14 protein-coding genes are annotated in these 15,815 nt (G+C 38.9%); 6 read left to right on the top strand and 8 right to left on the bottom strand.

The genetic code is table 11. From position 1 onward, the window contains the following. Positions 1–241: 241 nt before the first annotated feature. Positions 242–400 carry a hypothetical protein gene (locus ACE1TG_RS09235; RefSeq protein WP_375052083.1) on the bottom strand — a complete coding sequence of 53 codons (159 nt, stop codon included), beginning with the start codon at positions 398–400 and terminating at the stop codon, positions 242–244. A 239-nt stretch (positions 401–639) separates the two neighbouring features. After that, entirely contained in the window at positions 640–1,041 is a 402-nt protein-coding gene (locus ACE1TG_RS09240; protein ID WP_375052085.1) for a hypothetical protein, read from the bottom strand. Positions 1,042–1,142: 101 nt separating this feature from the next. On the opposite strand from ACE1TG_RS09240, the gene ACE1TG_RS09245 reads away from it, so the two are divergent. Then, positions 1,143–2,018, top strand: coding sequence for an ATP-binding protein (locus ACE1TG_RS09245; protein WP_375052086.1), 876 nt, complete (start codon positions 1,143–1,145; stop codon positions 2,016–2,018). A 36-nt stretch (positions 2,019–2,054) separates the two neighbouring features. Then, entirely contained in the window at positions 2,055–3,980 is a 1,926-nt protein-coding gene (locus tag ACE1TG_RS09250) for a vWA domain-containing protein (protein ID WP_375052087.1), read from the top strand. 108 nt (positions 3,981–4,088) lie between these two features. Here ACE1TG_RS09250 and ACE1TG_RS09255 read toward each other — a convergent pair whose 3' ends face one another. Next, positions 4,089–5,888, bottom strand: a complete 1,800-nt coding sequence (locus ACE1TG_RS09255) for a Xaa-Pro dipeptidyl-peptidase (protein WP_375052088.1) — start codon at positions 5,886–5,888, stop codon at positions 4,089–4,091. Between the two features lie 190 nt (positions 5,889–6,078). Here ACE1TG_RS09255 and ACE1TG_RS09260 point away from each other — a divergent pair, with 190 nt between their 5' ends. From ACE1TG_RS09260 to ACE1TG_RS09270, 3 genes are all read left to right on the top strand, one after another. Continuing rightward, positions 6,079–6,234, top strand: a complete 156-nt coding sequence (locus tag ACE1TG_RS09260; RefSeq protein ID WP_375052089.1) for a hypothetical protein — start codon at positions 6,079–6,081, stop codon at positions 6,232–6,234. 58 nt (positions 6,235–6,292) lie between these two features. Beyond that, on the top strand, positions 6,293–6,658 hold the full coding sequence (locus tag ACE1TG_RS09265) for a DUF1360 domain-containing protein (protein ID WP_375052090.1): 366 nt from the start codon (positions 6,293–6,295) through the stop codon (positions 6,656–6,658). A gap of 73 nt (positions 6,659–6,731) precedes the next feature. Next, positions 6,732–7,628 (top strand): vanadium-dependent haloperoxidase, encoded by an 897-nt coding sequence (locus tag ACE1TG_RS09270; protein WP_375052091.1) that lies wholly within the window; start codon positions 6,732–6,734, stop codon positions 7,626–7,628. 423 nt (positions 7,629–8,051) lie between these two features. Here ACE1TG_RS09270 and ACE1TG_RS09275 read toward each other — a convergent pair whose 3' ends face one another. Continuing rightward, positions 8,052–11,093, bottom strand: coding sequence for a glycoside hydrolase family 84 protein (locus ACE1TG_RS09275; RefSeq protein ID WP_375052092.1), 3,042 nt, complete (start codon positions 11,091–11,093; stop codon positions 8,052–8,054). 265 nt (positions 11,094–11,358) lie between these two features. Between ACE1TG_RS09275 and ACE1TG_RS09280 the strand changes: the two genes are divergently transcribed. Next, positions 11,359–12,408 (top strand): FUSC family protein, encoded by a 1,050-nt coding sequence (locus ACE1TG_RS09280; RefSeq protein WP_375052093.1) that lies wholly within the window; start codon positions 11,359–11,361, stop codon positions 12,406–12,408. A gap of 58 nt (positions 12,409–12,466) precedes the next feature. On the opposite strand, the gene ACE1TG_RS09285 is transcribed toward ACE1TG_RS09280, so the two are convergent. From ACE1TG_RS09285 to ACE1TG_RS09300, 4 genes are all read right to left on the bottom strand, one after another. Next, positions 12,467–12,610, bottom strand: coding sequence for a hypothetical protein (locus ACE1TG_RS09285; protein ID WP_375052094.1), 144 nt, complete (start codon positions 12,608–12,610; stop codon positions 12,467–12,469). 509 nt (positions 12,611–13,119) lie between these two features. Then, positions 13,120–14,028 (bottom strand): homoserine O-acetyltransferase MetA, encoded by a 909-nt coding sequence (metA, locus tag ACE1TG_RS09290; RefSeq protein ID WP_375052095.1) that lies wholly within the window; start codon positions 14,026–14,028, stop codon positions 13,120–13,122. A 239-nt stretch (positions 14,029–14,267) separates the two neighbouring features. Next, positions 14,268–14,570 (bottom strand): DUF3892 domain-containing protein, encoded by a 303-nt coding sequence (locus ACE1TG_RS09295; protein ID WP_375052096.1) that lies wholly within the window; start codon positions 14,568–14,570, stop codon positions 14,268–14,270. Between the two features lie 24 nt (positions 14,571–14,594). Then, positions 14,595–15,779, bottom strand: coding sequence for a peptidase (locus ACE1TG_RS09300; RefSeq protein WP_375052097.1), 1,185 nt, complete (start codon positions 15,777–15,779; stop codon positions 14,595–14,597). Positions 15,780–15,815: the final 36 nt, after the last annotated feature.

Consider the following 15,815-nt stretch of genomic DNA (forward strand, 5'->3'; position numbering starts at 1 on the left):
GCCGTAGAAATGAAAAGTCATTGTCTTAGACTTTTCATTTCTACGGTCACACCAAGCGAAGCGCGGTAGTAGTTTTGAATGAATAGTTCACCAAAGTGAAGTGTCCATTTTCTTGACAGAAGACCAACATCGGCGAAATCAGTGTGAACTTCGGCGCTTTCCTTGTGAACTTCAGCACTTTCGCCACAATGCACCTCAACAGTAGCTAAAAGAGCATGCCATTATGGACATGCTCTCTGATTTATCGCTTTCTCTTGTTTCTTTTATTATCCTGATTTAGAAATTCGGTGTCATCTGCTATTTCTGTGTCATTCTTCTCGCGCTTTGGTTCTGTATCATACTTCAGTACATTCTGCTGCTTACCTGTATCCCGATTGCGGTTTTTATTTTGTTCTGACATGTAATGAACCTCCTGCTTATCTTGGCGGCCGGTTTTGCCGATATTTTTTATCATCCTTCATATCATTTAGCTCTTCCTTGCTCTTGTTCTTTTTCTTCTTACCCTTACTCAAAATAGATCCCTCCTTTTTTCGTTAGTTTTAACAAATCGTTTATTTTAATACTCCTGACAAAAGTAGGAAGCCTAATCTTATTTGCATGATTAGCAGTTTCATGTAACAGTGAATTGCCTTAATGAGTTCAACTGTCCCTTTCTCCCAGAACATCCTTTATAATCTCAATATGTAACGCGGCCCATGCTTTTTCCTTAAAATGAAAAAAGGCACTTACCGTTAGTAAAATCAAGTATATCGTAATGAAGATAGCCCAAATCAGAATACCATCCTTAAACAAAAATTCCTGAATTTTATCCGAAAATAAAAATAATAGCCAGGGAATAGCTGTGACAAAGATAGGAATAATACCTGTTCCGTTTTGTTCTTTTACCATGCGATAAAAAATTAATCTGAGTGTTTCGCTTTCAAGTGATTCATAAAAAGATTTTATTGCAGCAGTTTCTTTAAGATCCCTATTGGAATGGATATCCTTCTGTTCCTTTAAATCAAGAAATAACTTATGCGCATCACCACGAAAAGAAAACATACAACCCCTCCTCTATTGGGACATAGGGTCAGGTCCCTCGTCCCGCAATCTTTGTCAACTCCCGCGATAAGGTTTAAACTATCCTTGAAAGGAGTTTATCAATGCACATAAACTACAATCTTCCCGAAAATATAACTACTATACTTAATACTAACCAACGAACGGATGATAATACATTTCAGGAATTAATCCGGCAAGGCGGCTATGTACCGCCACATACAGACTTACTAATCGATGCAATTTCAGCACTAAGTATGGGGAAAAATATCCTGCTGAAAGGTCCTACTGGGGCAGGAAAAACAAAGTTCGCTGAAACACTATCAAGCTTATTCCACCAACCAATGTTTAACGTCAATTGTTCAGTTGACTTAGATGCAGAAAGCTTAATGGGCTTTAAAACCTTGGCATATGAGGACGGGAAACAAGTAATTGATTTCGTGCCAGGTCCTGTAACAAGCGCAATGAATAGTGGAGCCTTCCTCTACATTGATGAAGTCAATATGGCGAAACCAGAAACTTTACCGCTTATTAATGGTGTACTTGACTATCGAAGAACGGTAACGAATCCATTCACTAACGAAATAATAACTGCCGAAGAAGGATTTAATGTTATAGCTGCGATAAACGAAGGCTATGTTGGTACCGTCCCATTAAACGAAGCGTTGAAGAACCGGTTTATTGTCATTGATGTTCCGTACTTAGAAGGAGAACAATTAAGGGAATTGATTCAATCAAATACAAGGCTAACCAACAACACAACAATCGACTTATTTGTCACGTTATCCAGCGATTTGATTCGTTCTGTTGCTCAAGGAAAGTTATCCGAAGAAGCAGCGTCTATCCGTGCTTTGCTTGATGCTTGTGACCTGAGTTCGATTATCCCACCGAAACGCGCTATTTTAAGGTCAATCGTTGATAAACTGGAAGAGGAACGTGAGAGAGAATTCGTGAAAAATTTAGCAGATACCCTTTTTTAATAGGAAGACTAATTCCACCAGAAAGGAGGATCCTGAATGAAATATAACCGCTGGGATGATTCCAAGGTAGATACAGATCTATATTTGCAATTACAGGACTTATCCACCATATTATCGGATAATCCGGACCTGCAGTTCGCGTATAAATATGGTTCATTTATTGACCTCACGAACCGTAATATTACAGGCAGTCATTTATGGGATATTAGCAATCAGGCAATTAAGGAACAGGGCTATAAAACGGATGTGTTTTTGCGGACAATTGGAACACTGCATTATTCACAGGTTCCCTTCCTAAAGACATATCTGAAAAAAATAAACGAATCAGGCCTGCCGAATTTTGCTGCTCAACTTATTACGTTGCTGGAAGATATACGGCTGGAAGAAATCATAACCAAAATAAGACCAGGCACAAAAAGAGACTTTGCCGAAAGAAGAAAACACCTGAAGCACTACTTTGATACTCAATTAGGAAACAACGTGACAAGAAACCATTCACTTGATGAATTATTTTGTCTTATCTACCTATTGATTCAAACAGATCAGCCGGACCCAAATTTTCCTAAAGCAAATAAGCAGCAGCTTAGCAGCCTGGAAAACCTTAAACCGCATATCTATGCCTCCTTTGAGGCAAAAAATACAGAAGACATTACAGCTATTGCCGAACAAATGGTTTTGCAAATAGAAGATGATTATAAAGACATGACAAATGTCTATTTTTCTTTTCCGATTTCACACATCGAAAAGTATGAAAAGAATACATTGTTCGATGAATTAACCCGAACAGATGACATACCAAACGAAGAAAAAGAAGATGTCGATGAAGAAAATAACGAGTCTATGGATGAACAGTTACCTTCCTGGCACCAGGAAAATGAAAACAGTGACAGGAAACAAAACTTCCTTCAATTTGAATTAGATTCAGGCACGAAAACAAGTATCATGGGTAGTGGTGCAAGAGAAACAGAGGATGCTGATCAAGCCATGGGTACAATTCAAGGTGCTTCAGGGGAAAGTGATAAGAACGACTACTCAGAAGTCGATTCACTTGAGAAACAAAGTACCAACAAAGGAAGGCAATCCAATGACAACGAGCTAAATTATGGCGAGGAAAATAAACATGCAGTAGCAATAGTCAAAAAAGCTAACACACCATCAATGGAAGAGCAACATGCGTACGAGACTATTGTTGCTACCATTGAAGCTTTCAAAAGGAAGCTTGCGACTACCATTGAAAAAGTGCTCGAACACAAAATGAATGCACCACGAAAAGATTTAGTCATCGGCCGATTATCAAAAAAACTGCTGCCCGTTATTATTGACGAAAACCCAAGGGTATTTTATAAAAAAAACCAGGAATCCAAAGACATCGATGCTGTTTTCACCCTACTTGTCGACTGTTCCGCATCCATGCACAATAAAATGGACGAAACAAAACGCGGCGTAGTTCTATTTCACGAAGTATTAAAACAACTCAAGATCCCCCACTCCATCGTTGGATTCTGGGAGGATGCAAATGACGTAAAAGAAAACTATCAGCCGAATTATTTTCATGAGATTCATTCGTACACGGATTCCCTTTATCAAAACACGGGAGCAAGAATCATGCAGCTTGAGCCACAGGAAGATAACCGGGATGGTTTCAGCATACGTTTTATTACAAAAGCGTTATCAGCCAGAAGAGAAAAGAATAAATTCCTACTCGTATTCTCAGACGGTGAACCAGCTGCTGCCAACTATGATCAGAATGGCATCATTGACACAAATCTGGCTGTGTCAGAAGCACGCAAAAAAGGTATTGACGTTATCGGTATGTTTTTAGCAGACGGAGAAATCGACGAACGAGAAGATCTAACCATGAAGAATATTTATGGAAAAGAACGCCTCATGATCCCAAGCGTCGACGAACTCCCAGAACACTTCGCCCCACTCCTAAAGAAACTGCTATTGCGGACAATCTAACCGGGCCAATGGGGTCAGGTCCCTTGTCCCGGTTTTCCTTGAGTGGCTTCATACCTTCTGAAACAGTAAAAAGCGATCACCTGATTAGGATGATCGCTTTTCATCTTTTCATCGCAGCTCTTTTATATCACCAACCAATGGAAGCGTCACATGGCTGCGCTCGGGATCAATGGAAATTTTCGTTCCAGATTCAGGACGTATCGTATATTTATTATCACTGGAAATAATAACAATACCAATTTGATGCCCAGCCTTAAATTGGTAATCATCCGGTTGCATATCCCAATCAAAAGTATATTGATGGTTTGGAACGAGTGCCTTTGATTTAGACATCGAGTTGATATTTTGAGGATCCATCCATCCACGCGTAACAATTTCAGCAGTACCATTTGGTCCATAGTCGACAAGCAATCCGGTTAAATTAGCAGTCGGCTGATCGATGCTGGCACGAATAGACACTTTCGGTGTACCGCTCATACGATAGGAATCCGTTAATTCCTTACTTAAATAAACTTGGCGGTTTGGTGATTCCGATAAAGGATTTTGAACTAATTCTCTAGCTTCTATTAGCGCATTATCTAGTAAACTATCTGCCTCTTTGTTTTTATTCGGGACAGGTTGAATACTTAAACCACCTGCTTCATTACTGCCAGCGGTAAAATGCAGTTTTGTTTCAGTGGCATCAGCATTTGGCCATGATTCCGTTGTCTCCCATGAATCATCTTCACGTTGGATATCAACAACTGGCTCATCCATGATTCCATTATCTATATCATATAACCAATGATCAAACCATTTATTAAGTGTTGTTAACCACTCTTCATTTCGGAAATAGTATGGGCTGGAGTGCCCGCCTTGATGCAGCCATAACTTCCTAGGAACATTATAATGCTTTAATTCTTCCCACCATTGTGAGAACTGCTGTGTTTTTACATTCCAATCATTTAAGCCATGAACTACAAAAACACTCGCTTCAATATCCTTAACATCATTCAAATAATTACGCGCATCCCAGAATTCATTATAATCTCCGGTTTCGCGGTCCTGATTATCCTCTATTTGATTCATCACATCAGAACAGACTTCCGGATTATCACGAGTAAGTACTGCTCTTCCTAATACGTCAGCGTCCTCGCCCTGGTAACCTCCTGGAGCAACAACAGCCCCATTGGAACGATAATAATCATACCAGCTGCTAATCGCACCAATTGGAACAATGGTTTTTAACCCTTCCACACCAGTAGTTGCCACGCCGTTTGGCAATGTGCCGTTATAGGATACACCCGTCATCCCAACATTCCCTGTTGACCAATCAGCAGATACTTCCTGTCCATCCTCCGTAAATGCATCTGCCCGGCCATTTAGCCAATCAATGACAGCCTCTGTAGCACGAATTTCACGTTCATCACCAACAGTAGGACAACCTTCAGAAAGACCACTTCCAATACTCTCAGCAAGTACTACAGCATATCCCCGCGGGACAAAATAATCGTCATAATAACCAGGTAAATCTGCTGCATAAGGTTTACCCTTCCCATTCTTTTCTACGGGATTTAATTCGACATCTACATCATGAAAATCCAGTGAGGAAAGTCCGGCACGATAGGGGCTCATTTCAAAAATAACTGGTACCTCAAGCCCTTCCTCCGTTTCTTTTGGACGTATAATCTCGGCATGAACTTTGTCATTTTGTCCATCGCCATCGCTGTCAACAGTTGTCTCGATGTAAACGGTTTCACGTACTGCATCCTCCTTGGAAAAGACGGCTTGTGTAACCCCGTCTTCAACCTTAATTTTCGGTTCTGCGTCTGGAACAGCTGGTTTGGCAGAGACATTCATGCCGAAAACAACTAGTAAACATACGGTGAAAAACAATATTTTTTTCATCTTCTGTTTCCTCCTCCTCAATATGACAATTAATTTAACATAATTCGCAGGAAAAATTTGTCGATTATTGTAGAAAGATTGAAAGATAAAACTATTATCCTAGTATAGTGTTTATTACCCAGTCACATCTGATTTCCTGTCATAAAAACATATAAAGTTGGAAAACTAAACTCCAGATATTAAATACAAGAAATAAGGAGGATGTATCTCGATGAATGATAAAAAATTAAACGATAAACCGGCAACAGAACAATTTAGCAAAGTTAAACCATATCAGGAAACAAATGAGGAAATTGCAAATAACGATAAATTAAAACAAAAACAACCAACCCTTAAACCAGATGACTTTGAGGAAATTGAATATTGAAAATGGCCGCCTTTACAGGGGGAACTTATTAATGTACTTATGGAGAGGGTCTGGTTAAATGGAAATTTCTTGGATATCATTTGTGATGATTATACTCGCCAGTTATCGCCTAACACACTTAATCGTATTTGATAAAATAACTGAATTTATTCGGAAACCTTTTTTAACAAAGAAAAAGACTTCAGCTAACGAATCAAAAGAGGTGCCAAAATCAAAAGTTGGTTACCTTTTAACCTGCTATTGGTGTGCAGGAATTTGGTGCGCCACCTTTTTAGCGGTGATTTTTTTATGGATCCCTTTTATTGCTAAATACTTGATTTTCATATTAGCTATTGCTGGTGGCCAGGCAATATTAGAGTCATTTGTTGGAGTAAACATAAAACAAACAGCCTTGTATTCTGAAGAAACAAAAGAACTAAAATAGAAATTGAAGGAGTCTACTCATTATTACATTTTTTCCATATTATATAGGAAGTAAATATGGAGGTGAAAATGAGTTGAAAACAAACTATTTAAACTGGACTGAGTTACCATATGCAGGAGAAAAGAATCCTCCTACCAACCCCGTTACTCCTTATGCGGGATCCTGGCCGCTAACCTATTTAAAAAGAGGCGAAGATGAAAGATTTTTAGACACCAAGGGGGAAAAATTAAAACTTCCTATAACACACCCTAATTTAATCAATTTCGAAAAAGAGTTACGGGTCGTTAGAAGAACACTACGTAATTTAACCACTAACCAAAGAGATATTGGTATCTATTATGGAACTGGAGTCCCTACTAAGCAGTGGACCCCCGTCATTGATCGCATAATTGATTCATATGATGTAAGCCCAACGAGTGCTGCACGTATATTAGCCTCAGTACAGGGTGCTGTCAACGACACGATGATTGTGGTATGGGATTTAAAATACCGCTTTGATGTAGCTAGACCTAATCAATATGACCAACGTATGAAAACATTACTATGTACCCCTCGTTTCCCAACTTATCCGTCTGGCCATGCAACGATGTCAGCATGTACAGCAACTGTCTTAAGTTATTTTTTTCCTAAAGAATCAAGAAAACTTTGGAAGATAGCAAGTGACAATGCGCTCAGCCGTTTATATGCTGGAGTACATTTTCCATCAGATAATAATGAAGGACTGATATTAGGGAAATTTATCGGAAATGTTGTCGTTAACCATCTAAAACAACAGTCTGATAGCAGATTACAGCCTATTGAAAATTTATCCAGGAATTTTCAGGATACTGATATCTTGCCTGATGATTATCAACAGTTTATACCATATGATTTCCCGAAACGATGTACCTCACTTTTGTTGAATGAGAATAACTATAACCACAAGATAAATCGTAACATAAATGCTCCTAAGCCTTATATAAATAGCTAATTTTTAAAACTTGGCTATTCACCAAGCCTTAGGTGCACTTATGCAGTAAGAAAGGATTTATACTTTTGTATGAAAATACCTCTGTGACTTGATTTTAGAGGACACAGGAGACGCTATTTCTATATAAAAGTATCTTCTCAAAGTTATTCGGACACAGAAGCGCTTATTTCACATATATCATATTGTTTGACTGTATTTATGTGAAATAAGGTCCCTGGTGTCCGCAGACATCACCATTTTCCTGTATTTCAGTCAAATAAGGTCTCTGGTGTCCGCAAAACCTCAAATCTACAACATGAAAAATAATTTTCATGATAAAAGCTGGCTGCGCATTCAGCAGCCATGGTGGTTTCTTATCTGCTAAAAAAGGGTCATCCAGGACATAATCCTGGAATGACCCTATTCTTTGTTACCTGCATTTTTTTAATTGTCCCACTTCGGAATAACTTCATAGATAGTTGGAGTCTCTGAGCTTTCTTGCCAATTTAATCTAACCTTGTTTGTTTCAAAACCAGCCTCCACCTTTGAATATATTCCTGAAAGTGTTCCAACTGTCACCCACTCACCATTCTCGTTCTCGATTTGTACTGTCGCTTTTGCTTGGGAATGTTCTCCCTGCAAAATGACTAACTCTTGAAGCATACGTTGCTTAGGATATGTTAATACGATAGACTCTCCTGCTTCTGGTGGTCTCTTCGCCTGATATGCACTAGACAATGAAGCATCTGAAAGATTACTAAGGCTAGTTCCATCTACTGCCGGTGGTCCGCCGCTCACATTGTCAGTTCCTTTATTACTTTGAACACGGAACTCCCTTACCTGAAGCCAATTATCCTGATCAGACAATGCCCTGTACCGAATATACCTTGCTTGAATACTGTCAGTATCTAGCGTGACTTCTTGTTGATCACGTCTTTCTGTCAGCGTTGTCCAGTTTTCACCATCTACTGAATACTCCAATGCACCATGATCAATATAATCATCCGGGCTACCCTCTGAACCCATTAACAGCTCAATGCTATCTACCGTGTAAGTTTCTCCAAGATCAACCCCCACAGCATCATTTTTATTAACATGCTCGCCATTCCAGTAAATCGTATTATTGTCCCCATCAATCATATTGGACGAAGCATAATTTTGATAGGTTCCCATGGTCGTTAAAGGTAGGGTTTCAATTTCACCTTCTATTTTCACATCAAACTCTCTTACCTGGACCCAACTAACTTGATCTTCTATTGCACGGAATCGAATGTATCTTGCCTCAATACCTTCTGTCTCAGCTTGTATTTCTGCCTGATTTTGTTTTTCAGTCAATGCAGTCCAGTTTTCTCCATCTAGGGAATACTCTAGTACGCCGTGATGAATATAATCAGCAGACTTTTCACCTGTACCCATTAGTAGTTCAATAGATTCCACTGTGAAGCGATCACCAAGGTCAATTCCTACAGCATCTCCAGTCTTAGCTGCCTCATTACTCCAGTAATACGTATTTAAATCTTCATCAGTCATATTTGAGAGCGAATAATCCTGATAAGTTCCTAATGTACTCGTACCACGACTTGCTTTGATACCAAACCACTCATTACTTTTTTGAATGGCATTCGTTAAAAATGGCTTTATTACGCCTTCAGCAACTTTTTGTGATATATCATTGGCATCCTTTAATGCCTTCTGTAAAATTAGCCGCTCGGTCCATGCAGATTCACCATTGTCTTCTTTTTGTGCCATCAGCATCTTCACTGCAGCTTCTCCCGCTTTTCCGTATAGCTCCGATTTCTCAAGGTATGGAGCAACTTCATCTAGAAAATTTTGATTCTCTAAATTGTTTTGAAGTTTGTCTGACGCTTTTTCAAGCTGTGCAAATTCTTCTAGTAGTTTTTGGCTAACCCCATTTGTATTTCCACCATCATAACTATCCCAAAACTGTTGAATAAGTGGTCTGAGCGTTAATGATTCAGTACCGTTTATTGGTGATGAGTAGTTATTTTCTGCAAATGTCTTTAATGCTTCCGATACATCTCCACCAAATGACTCTATACTTCTCTTCCACGATTCATGTGGCTCATAGTCTTTTGGATTCCATGTATAATCTGCAATCGTATATAATGGTATTTTAGAGGCTTCCGCTTCATTCATCGGGTTTGCTGTCAAGCCAATGACACCATGGTCTGATAAAGTACTATCCCTATTTACAAGCGGCCCAAGAAACAGTCGATTTCGGTCATAATCATTAACTGGATAATTGTCCCAAATAAGCAGGTCATGTTTGAAAATCCGGGAAACCTGTTCTGCCTCGTCTGATTCAATTTTTTCGGGAACAACCGCAGAACCAGTCCACATGACGACAATGTCTTTATCTGCCAACTTGGCAAACCTTTCCCTGTAAACTGTTGAATCATTTCCTGCATAATCTGTTGGAACCGTAATCAGAGGCTTAACACCTTCATGAGTCTGAATAAATTCTTCATTAAAACGATTTAAAAGATATGCTTGCGCTGCAGCCGTTGGACTTTCATCGTCTCCAAACTTTTCCTGATCCTGTTCACAGTGAAGTTCATAACTGATGTCATCCAAAAAAATGGCATAGGAACGAACACCCAAGTCCCATACAGCTTCCATTTTATCCATTAATAATTCAAAATCCCTATCCCCCGAATAACATACGGTATTACCCGGTGAGAGCGAAAAGGTAAACTCAACATGATTTTGATTTGCTTTATCGACCAGTTCTCCAAGCTGATTCAATTCATCTTCCGGATATGGTTCACGCCAATCCTCTCTATGATATGGATCGTCTTTGGGTGCATAAATATACTCGTTCATTTTATGTTCACTATAAAACTCTATTTGATTTAATCTGTCTTCATGTGACCATGGTGGACCGTAAAATCCTTCAATTGACCCTCTCATTGCCATCTCAGGCCAATCACGTATCTCAACTGCTGGAATCCAGTCACGTCCTTGCTTTTCCTGAATTAATTGTTCAAAAGTTTGGGCAGCATAAAACGTTCCGGCTTTACTCTTCCCAGCAAGCACTATCCGCTTTTTATCAGTATGTTTTGAGACTAGCACATGTCCCTCATCATTCAACCCTTCAGGACCATCCACATCAAGTTGTTGCAATATATCTGAGGATTCCTGATTTTCATCAGGGCCTCCGATCCAAATTGTAACAGGAGTTTCAGGTGCAGGCTCATCGGAACTTTTTCGGATGATGCGCTTGACATCTGCTCCTTCTAAAGCCTGCTCAACCTCCCGAATCGCTGCATCATCGGTACCTTCTCCAACAACAAGTCCAACAACAGGCGTTAACGGAAAACCTTTCCCTAGCACTTCCATCTCCTGTGGTGAAGGATTAATCTTTAAATCATGTTCTTTTGCATCTACATAGTTACCTGGCAGAAATGGAATAAGTACTAATAAACTAATGCCTAGCAAAAAGAATTTTTTTGATCGACTAGTCACGATATTCACCTTCTTTTATTTTTTTCAAAATTGAAAACCCTTACATCAAGGTTATCAACTTGGTTTATGCTTGTCTATGCGTAATTTGGTCTATCAGGTCGGGCAAAATAGTACCTTAGTAGTAGTATTCTTTAACTCAAAAAAGCCTTAAACCGTAAACGGGAATAAGGCTTCTTCTATCATTTCATACGATTATTCTATAGGTCTGTCCCAAAACCTCTCGCATATAAATAACAATATACGTAACATTTTAGGGGTGCTTAACATGGAATTCAATATCGGCCCGCGCATGGTAAAAACAGGCCTAGCAGTTGGATTAACATTACTGATTACAGGTATGCTGGAACTCGAGTTGGAAATTGTGGCGGCTATTGCTGCAGTTCTAGCTATGCAGCCTTCCATTATGCGGTCTTATAATTATATTAAAGAAGTTGTTGTTTCCAATGGGGTTGGACTTGTGTTTGCATTACTGGGTACCTTTCTGCTCGGACACCATCCACTTTCAGTTGGATTGGTTGTAATCATATCTATTGCTATTAACGTTAGGCTTGGATTGCATAAAACTGTAAGCTTAACGGTCTTAACCATTATCGCATTGATGCTTGGAAACGAAGATGGGTTAAGCATTATGTATATTATTGATCGTTTGTCACTGGTTACAATTGGGGTGTTTTCTGCTTTTATCATTAATATGATTGTTTTCCCACCGGATCATCAGAAGAATTTATTTAGCCTGATTAAAGATGCAAGTGAGAAAACGAACTTCCTATTGCGCGTAATACCGAATAAGACAATGAACAGTTCTGAAGTAAAAAAGGAAGGCACGGAAATTGAAAAGTTAATTATTGATGCAACGGATTATTATGACATTATATCTGACGAAAGGGGTCGTCTGTTTATTAAAAACCGGCGGAGCTTTTACAGAAACATTATCATTTATAAGCATATGATCCGAATGCTAAGCAAAAAACAGACATTAATTCGACAGTTAGAGAAGAATATCAACGAAATCGAGGCGATTCCAGACAATAAATCTTACATGATAAAAAAACTGGTAAAAGAAATGAACAGCTACAGCGAAAATATATTGCTTCTATATGAGAATAAAATCATCCTCGATATAGATCTGCAGAAGGAAACAAAGACAGCAATGCAAATTACAATTAATAATCTTGTCGAGGAACTGCAAGGGTCTGAACTTGATAAATGGAATTTTGTTTTTCCGATTGCAAACAGTATTATTGAACTCTTTTTCGAGTTGGATAAGCTGGAGAGATTGGTGCGAATAATAGAATGGAAAGAAAATAGCAGATAAGTGCCTGGTACCAGAGACAGCAGTCCGAGGCACCAATGCACCATTTCTAATTTAAGACTCATTTATTTTTCCGATTCAACTGTTTGTTCCCAGCAACTTTATCTGAAGTATCTGCACTGCCCTGATTTTCATAATACTTAGCGTCCGGGTTGTATAATTTATTTTCATCAGCAAAGTCTTTTTTGCTTTTCCCTTTTGGCATGTAAATTCACCTCCATATTTTAGGTTGTGTAATATAGTTAACGTTATTCCAAGAACAAAAGCGGAAGCGCCTGTTCAGCGCCGTATGGACTGCGCTCAGCGCTGCGGGTGGGTCGACGTTGCCGCGCAAAGCGGCGGTGTTAGTCGATCTTCCTTTTACCGTGTGAGATAAAGGGTACACGAAGAGCGTAAGCTGCCCCACAGGACGTGGGGTAGTTCGACGTTGCCACAGGATGTGGTGGTTTTAGTCGAACATCCTTTATTTCTTATCGTAGACACGGGGAGGGAAGTCCACTAGGCGCTAGGCGCTGGCCGGTGAGAACGCCACGTCCTGTGGCGTCACCGGCACTAGTACGTCCTGTACGTCGGAGCTGGACGTCGCTGATTCGGAAGTCCAATTATCCACAGCACTTAAAGTTTATAATTTTCTATACAATCAAAAAACTGCAATCCTCACGGTACATGAGATTGCAGTTTTAACTATTTTTATGACCAATTTACCAATGAATACTAATCCCATTTAAACGGTGTTTCCTGATAGACATAGTAATTCAGCCAATTCGAGAAAAGTAAATGGCTGTGTGAGCGCCATATGTTTGGCGGTAGTTCGTTAACATCATTATTTGGATAATAATTGGCTGGTATATCAATTTCCAGTCCTTTATCAATATCACGTTTATATTCCTCAGCAAGAGCTGTCGCGTTATATTCCAAATGACCGGTAATCATGATATTTTTGGCATCTTTTGACATGATGATAAACGGTGCATCCTCTTCAGAAACGGACAAAAGTGTTAAGTCCGGATTCTTTTCAATTTCCTCCCTTGGAACATTCGTGTACCTTGAATGTGGTGCATGGAAAATATCATCAAAACCGCGTACAAGATTAACAGTAGGATCAGATATGCGATGCTTAAAAATACCAAAACTTTTCTTTTCCATCATAAATTTTTCAATCCCATAATGATAATACAGACTTGCCTGGGCTCCCCAGCATATGTGTAGCGTTGAAGTGACATTCTTATTCGCCCACTCCATAATTTCCTTCAATTCTTCCCAATAGGTTACGTCTTCAAATTCCAAAGTTTCAATTGGTGCACCTGTAATAATCATTCCATCATAGCGGCGATTCTTGACATCTTCAAAGGTAGTATAAAAGTTTTCCAGGTGATGCCTGCTCACATGTTTTGACCGATGTGTTGCAGTCCTGAGAAAACTGATATTGACCTGCAGCGGGGTATTGCCCAGCAGCCGCAACAGCTGCAGTTCCGTTTTTTCCTTTTCAGGCATTAAATTTAAGATTAATATATTAAGAGGACGGATATCCTGTGTTTTGGCACGGGCTACATCCATGACAAAAATTTTCTCCTGCTTTAAAGAGTCACTGGCAGGCAATTCTTTTGGAATATTAATTGGCATTTGACATCACTCCCCTTTAAAGATTCAGACATTTCTTCCATTATAGAATTCCATCACATGGTTGGCAATCATTTTGAGGGATAAAATTTAGAAAACATTGCTTATCCCCAAACCTTAATTGCACTTTAGCAGAAAGAATTTATTCTATTCATGAAAATACCTCACAAGCTCGATTACTTGGTTTCTTATCTGCAAAAAAGCCCAGACCTCTAAAGGAATGGGCATGATCAAACTTTTTATTAAAATGTATCCAGGTTATCTAAGTTGTTCTCTTTCACGCCATCTGGTTCGCTTCGAATAATATCCCTGCCATACTTATGAAAGACATCTACGTGAGCAAGCTTACCTTCTTTTGCTTCACTTAATGCCATCACATAATCAAGTTCTCTTCCGCTCTCCGTCTTAAATGCGATAATATCACCATCATCATTTTTGCGAACAGCAACTATTTGTTCCTGATATGGATCTCCCTCATGTTGTGCCGGGGCTTCCGCCTGATTCTTATAATCATTATATACGTTTTCAAACTCGTTGTTATCCATTAAAAACACCTCCAAAACTTATACTTAGTATGTTCTGGAGGTATTGGATTTATGCCAGGAATAAATAAGTAAGCTACCCATAAGTATTGTTTGTCCAAGAAAAACTACCGCATCCCAAAAATATGGGTTTCCACCTGGATGCAATAATTCAGGTAACGTTTGTGAATACGCGTAATATACTTGTGGTATAAAATAAATAATAAATATACTAAATGTTAATAGAACTCCACAAATATAAAACACACTGTACATACGAACAAATTTAGCCTCATCCTCAAATGTTTCAGTCGTGAAATCCGACTTTATAAATGGAAGCCATTTGCTTAAGTACTGTCTACCATTTTCCATCAAGTTGTAGCACCCTGTCAGATTTTCACAGAGATAATAGATATCTGTCTTCATATAAAAACAGCATTGGTAAACCGTCTTAATAAAGATATCTAGCACGACAACTCCCAGGATACCAATGAAGAGTGAACTAGCCTCCGGGAAAGATAATTTTAGAATAAATGCAATAAGAATCATCAGTTGATCAAAACATATCCCAGCAAGATACAAAACATTTCGCTGTTTCGATGACAGCTTCCATGCTGTTGACAAGTCTGTTTGGAACACAACAAATAATAATCGGTGCCCAACATCCAGCTTAGCTGGTAAGCCATGAGAACGGACGGCCAAAATATGACCAAATTCATGAATAATAATTAATAACAGACTTATGCCCATAAACGTCAAAATATTAAACGTCATGGCATCAAAGATAAATAAATCATGGTATGCAGGGAGTAACTGTGGATTTATGATCACGAGAAGGATATTTAAAATTATGATGGCCATAAAAAGCTTTGTTGTCACTTTATTAAAAAAGAACTGTCCTACTTTAGGTGAAAGCCATGTAAATCCCTTGGGAGAATCATTATTTTTGGTAACCTGGACCTCTTCACCATCAATTTCCTGAACAAGGCCAAGCTCTACAAGTTGTTCAGCAAATTCAACTAAATTCACTTCCTCCTCCGGATAGTGTGGTTTCAACTGTTGCTCTACTTGATCTAATGTGAAACTTTTATTTATCAAATTGATAGCATCGATACAGATCTTAGGCATCTCAAAAAAATCACCTGAAAAACTTTCTTCAACAATATAATGCTTCTTATCTTCTCGAATCGTTAGAGGATATAAGGTAAGTTGGGATTGCAAGGATAAATTCATGTTCACACCACCTATGTAGAAAAGAAAAAATAGGAT

Source organism: Virgibacillus sp. JSM 102003 (assembly GCF_041949995.1).
In the GTDB taxonomy this organism is placed as follows: domain Bacteria; phylum Bacillota; class Bacilli; order Bacillales; family Amphibacillaceae; genus Lentibacillus.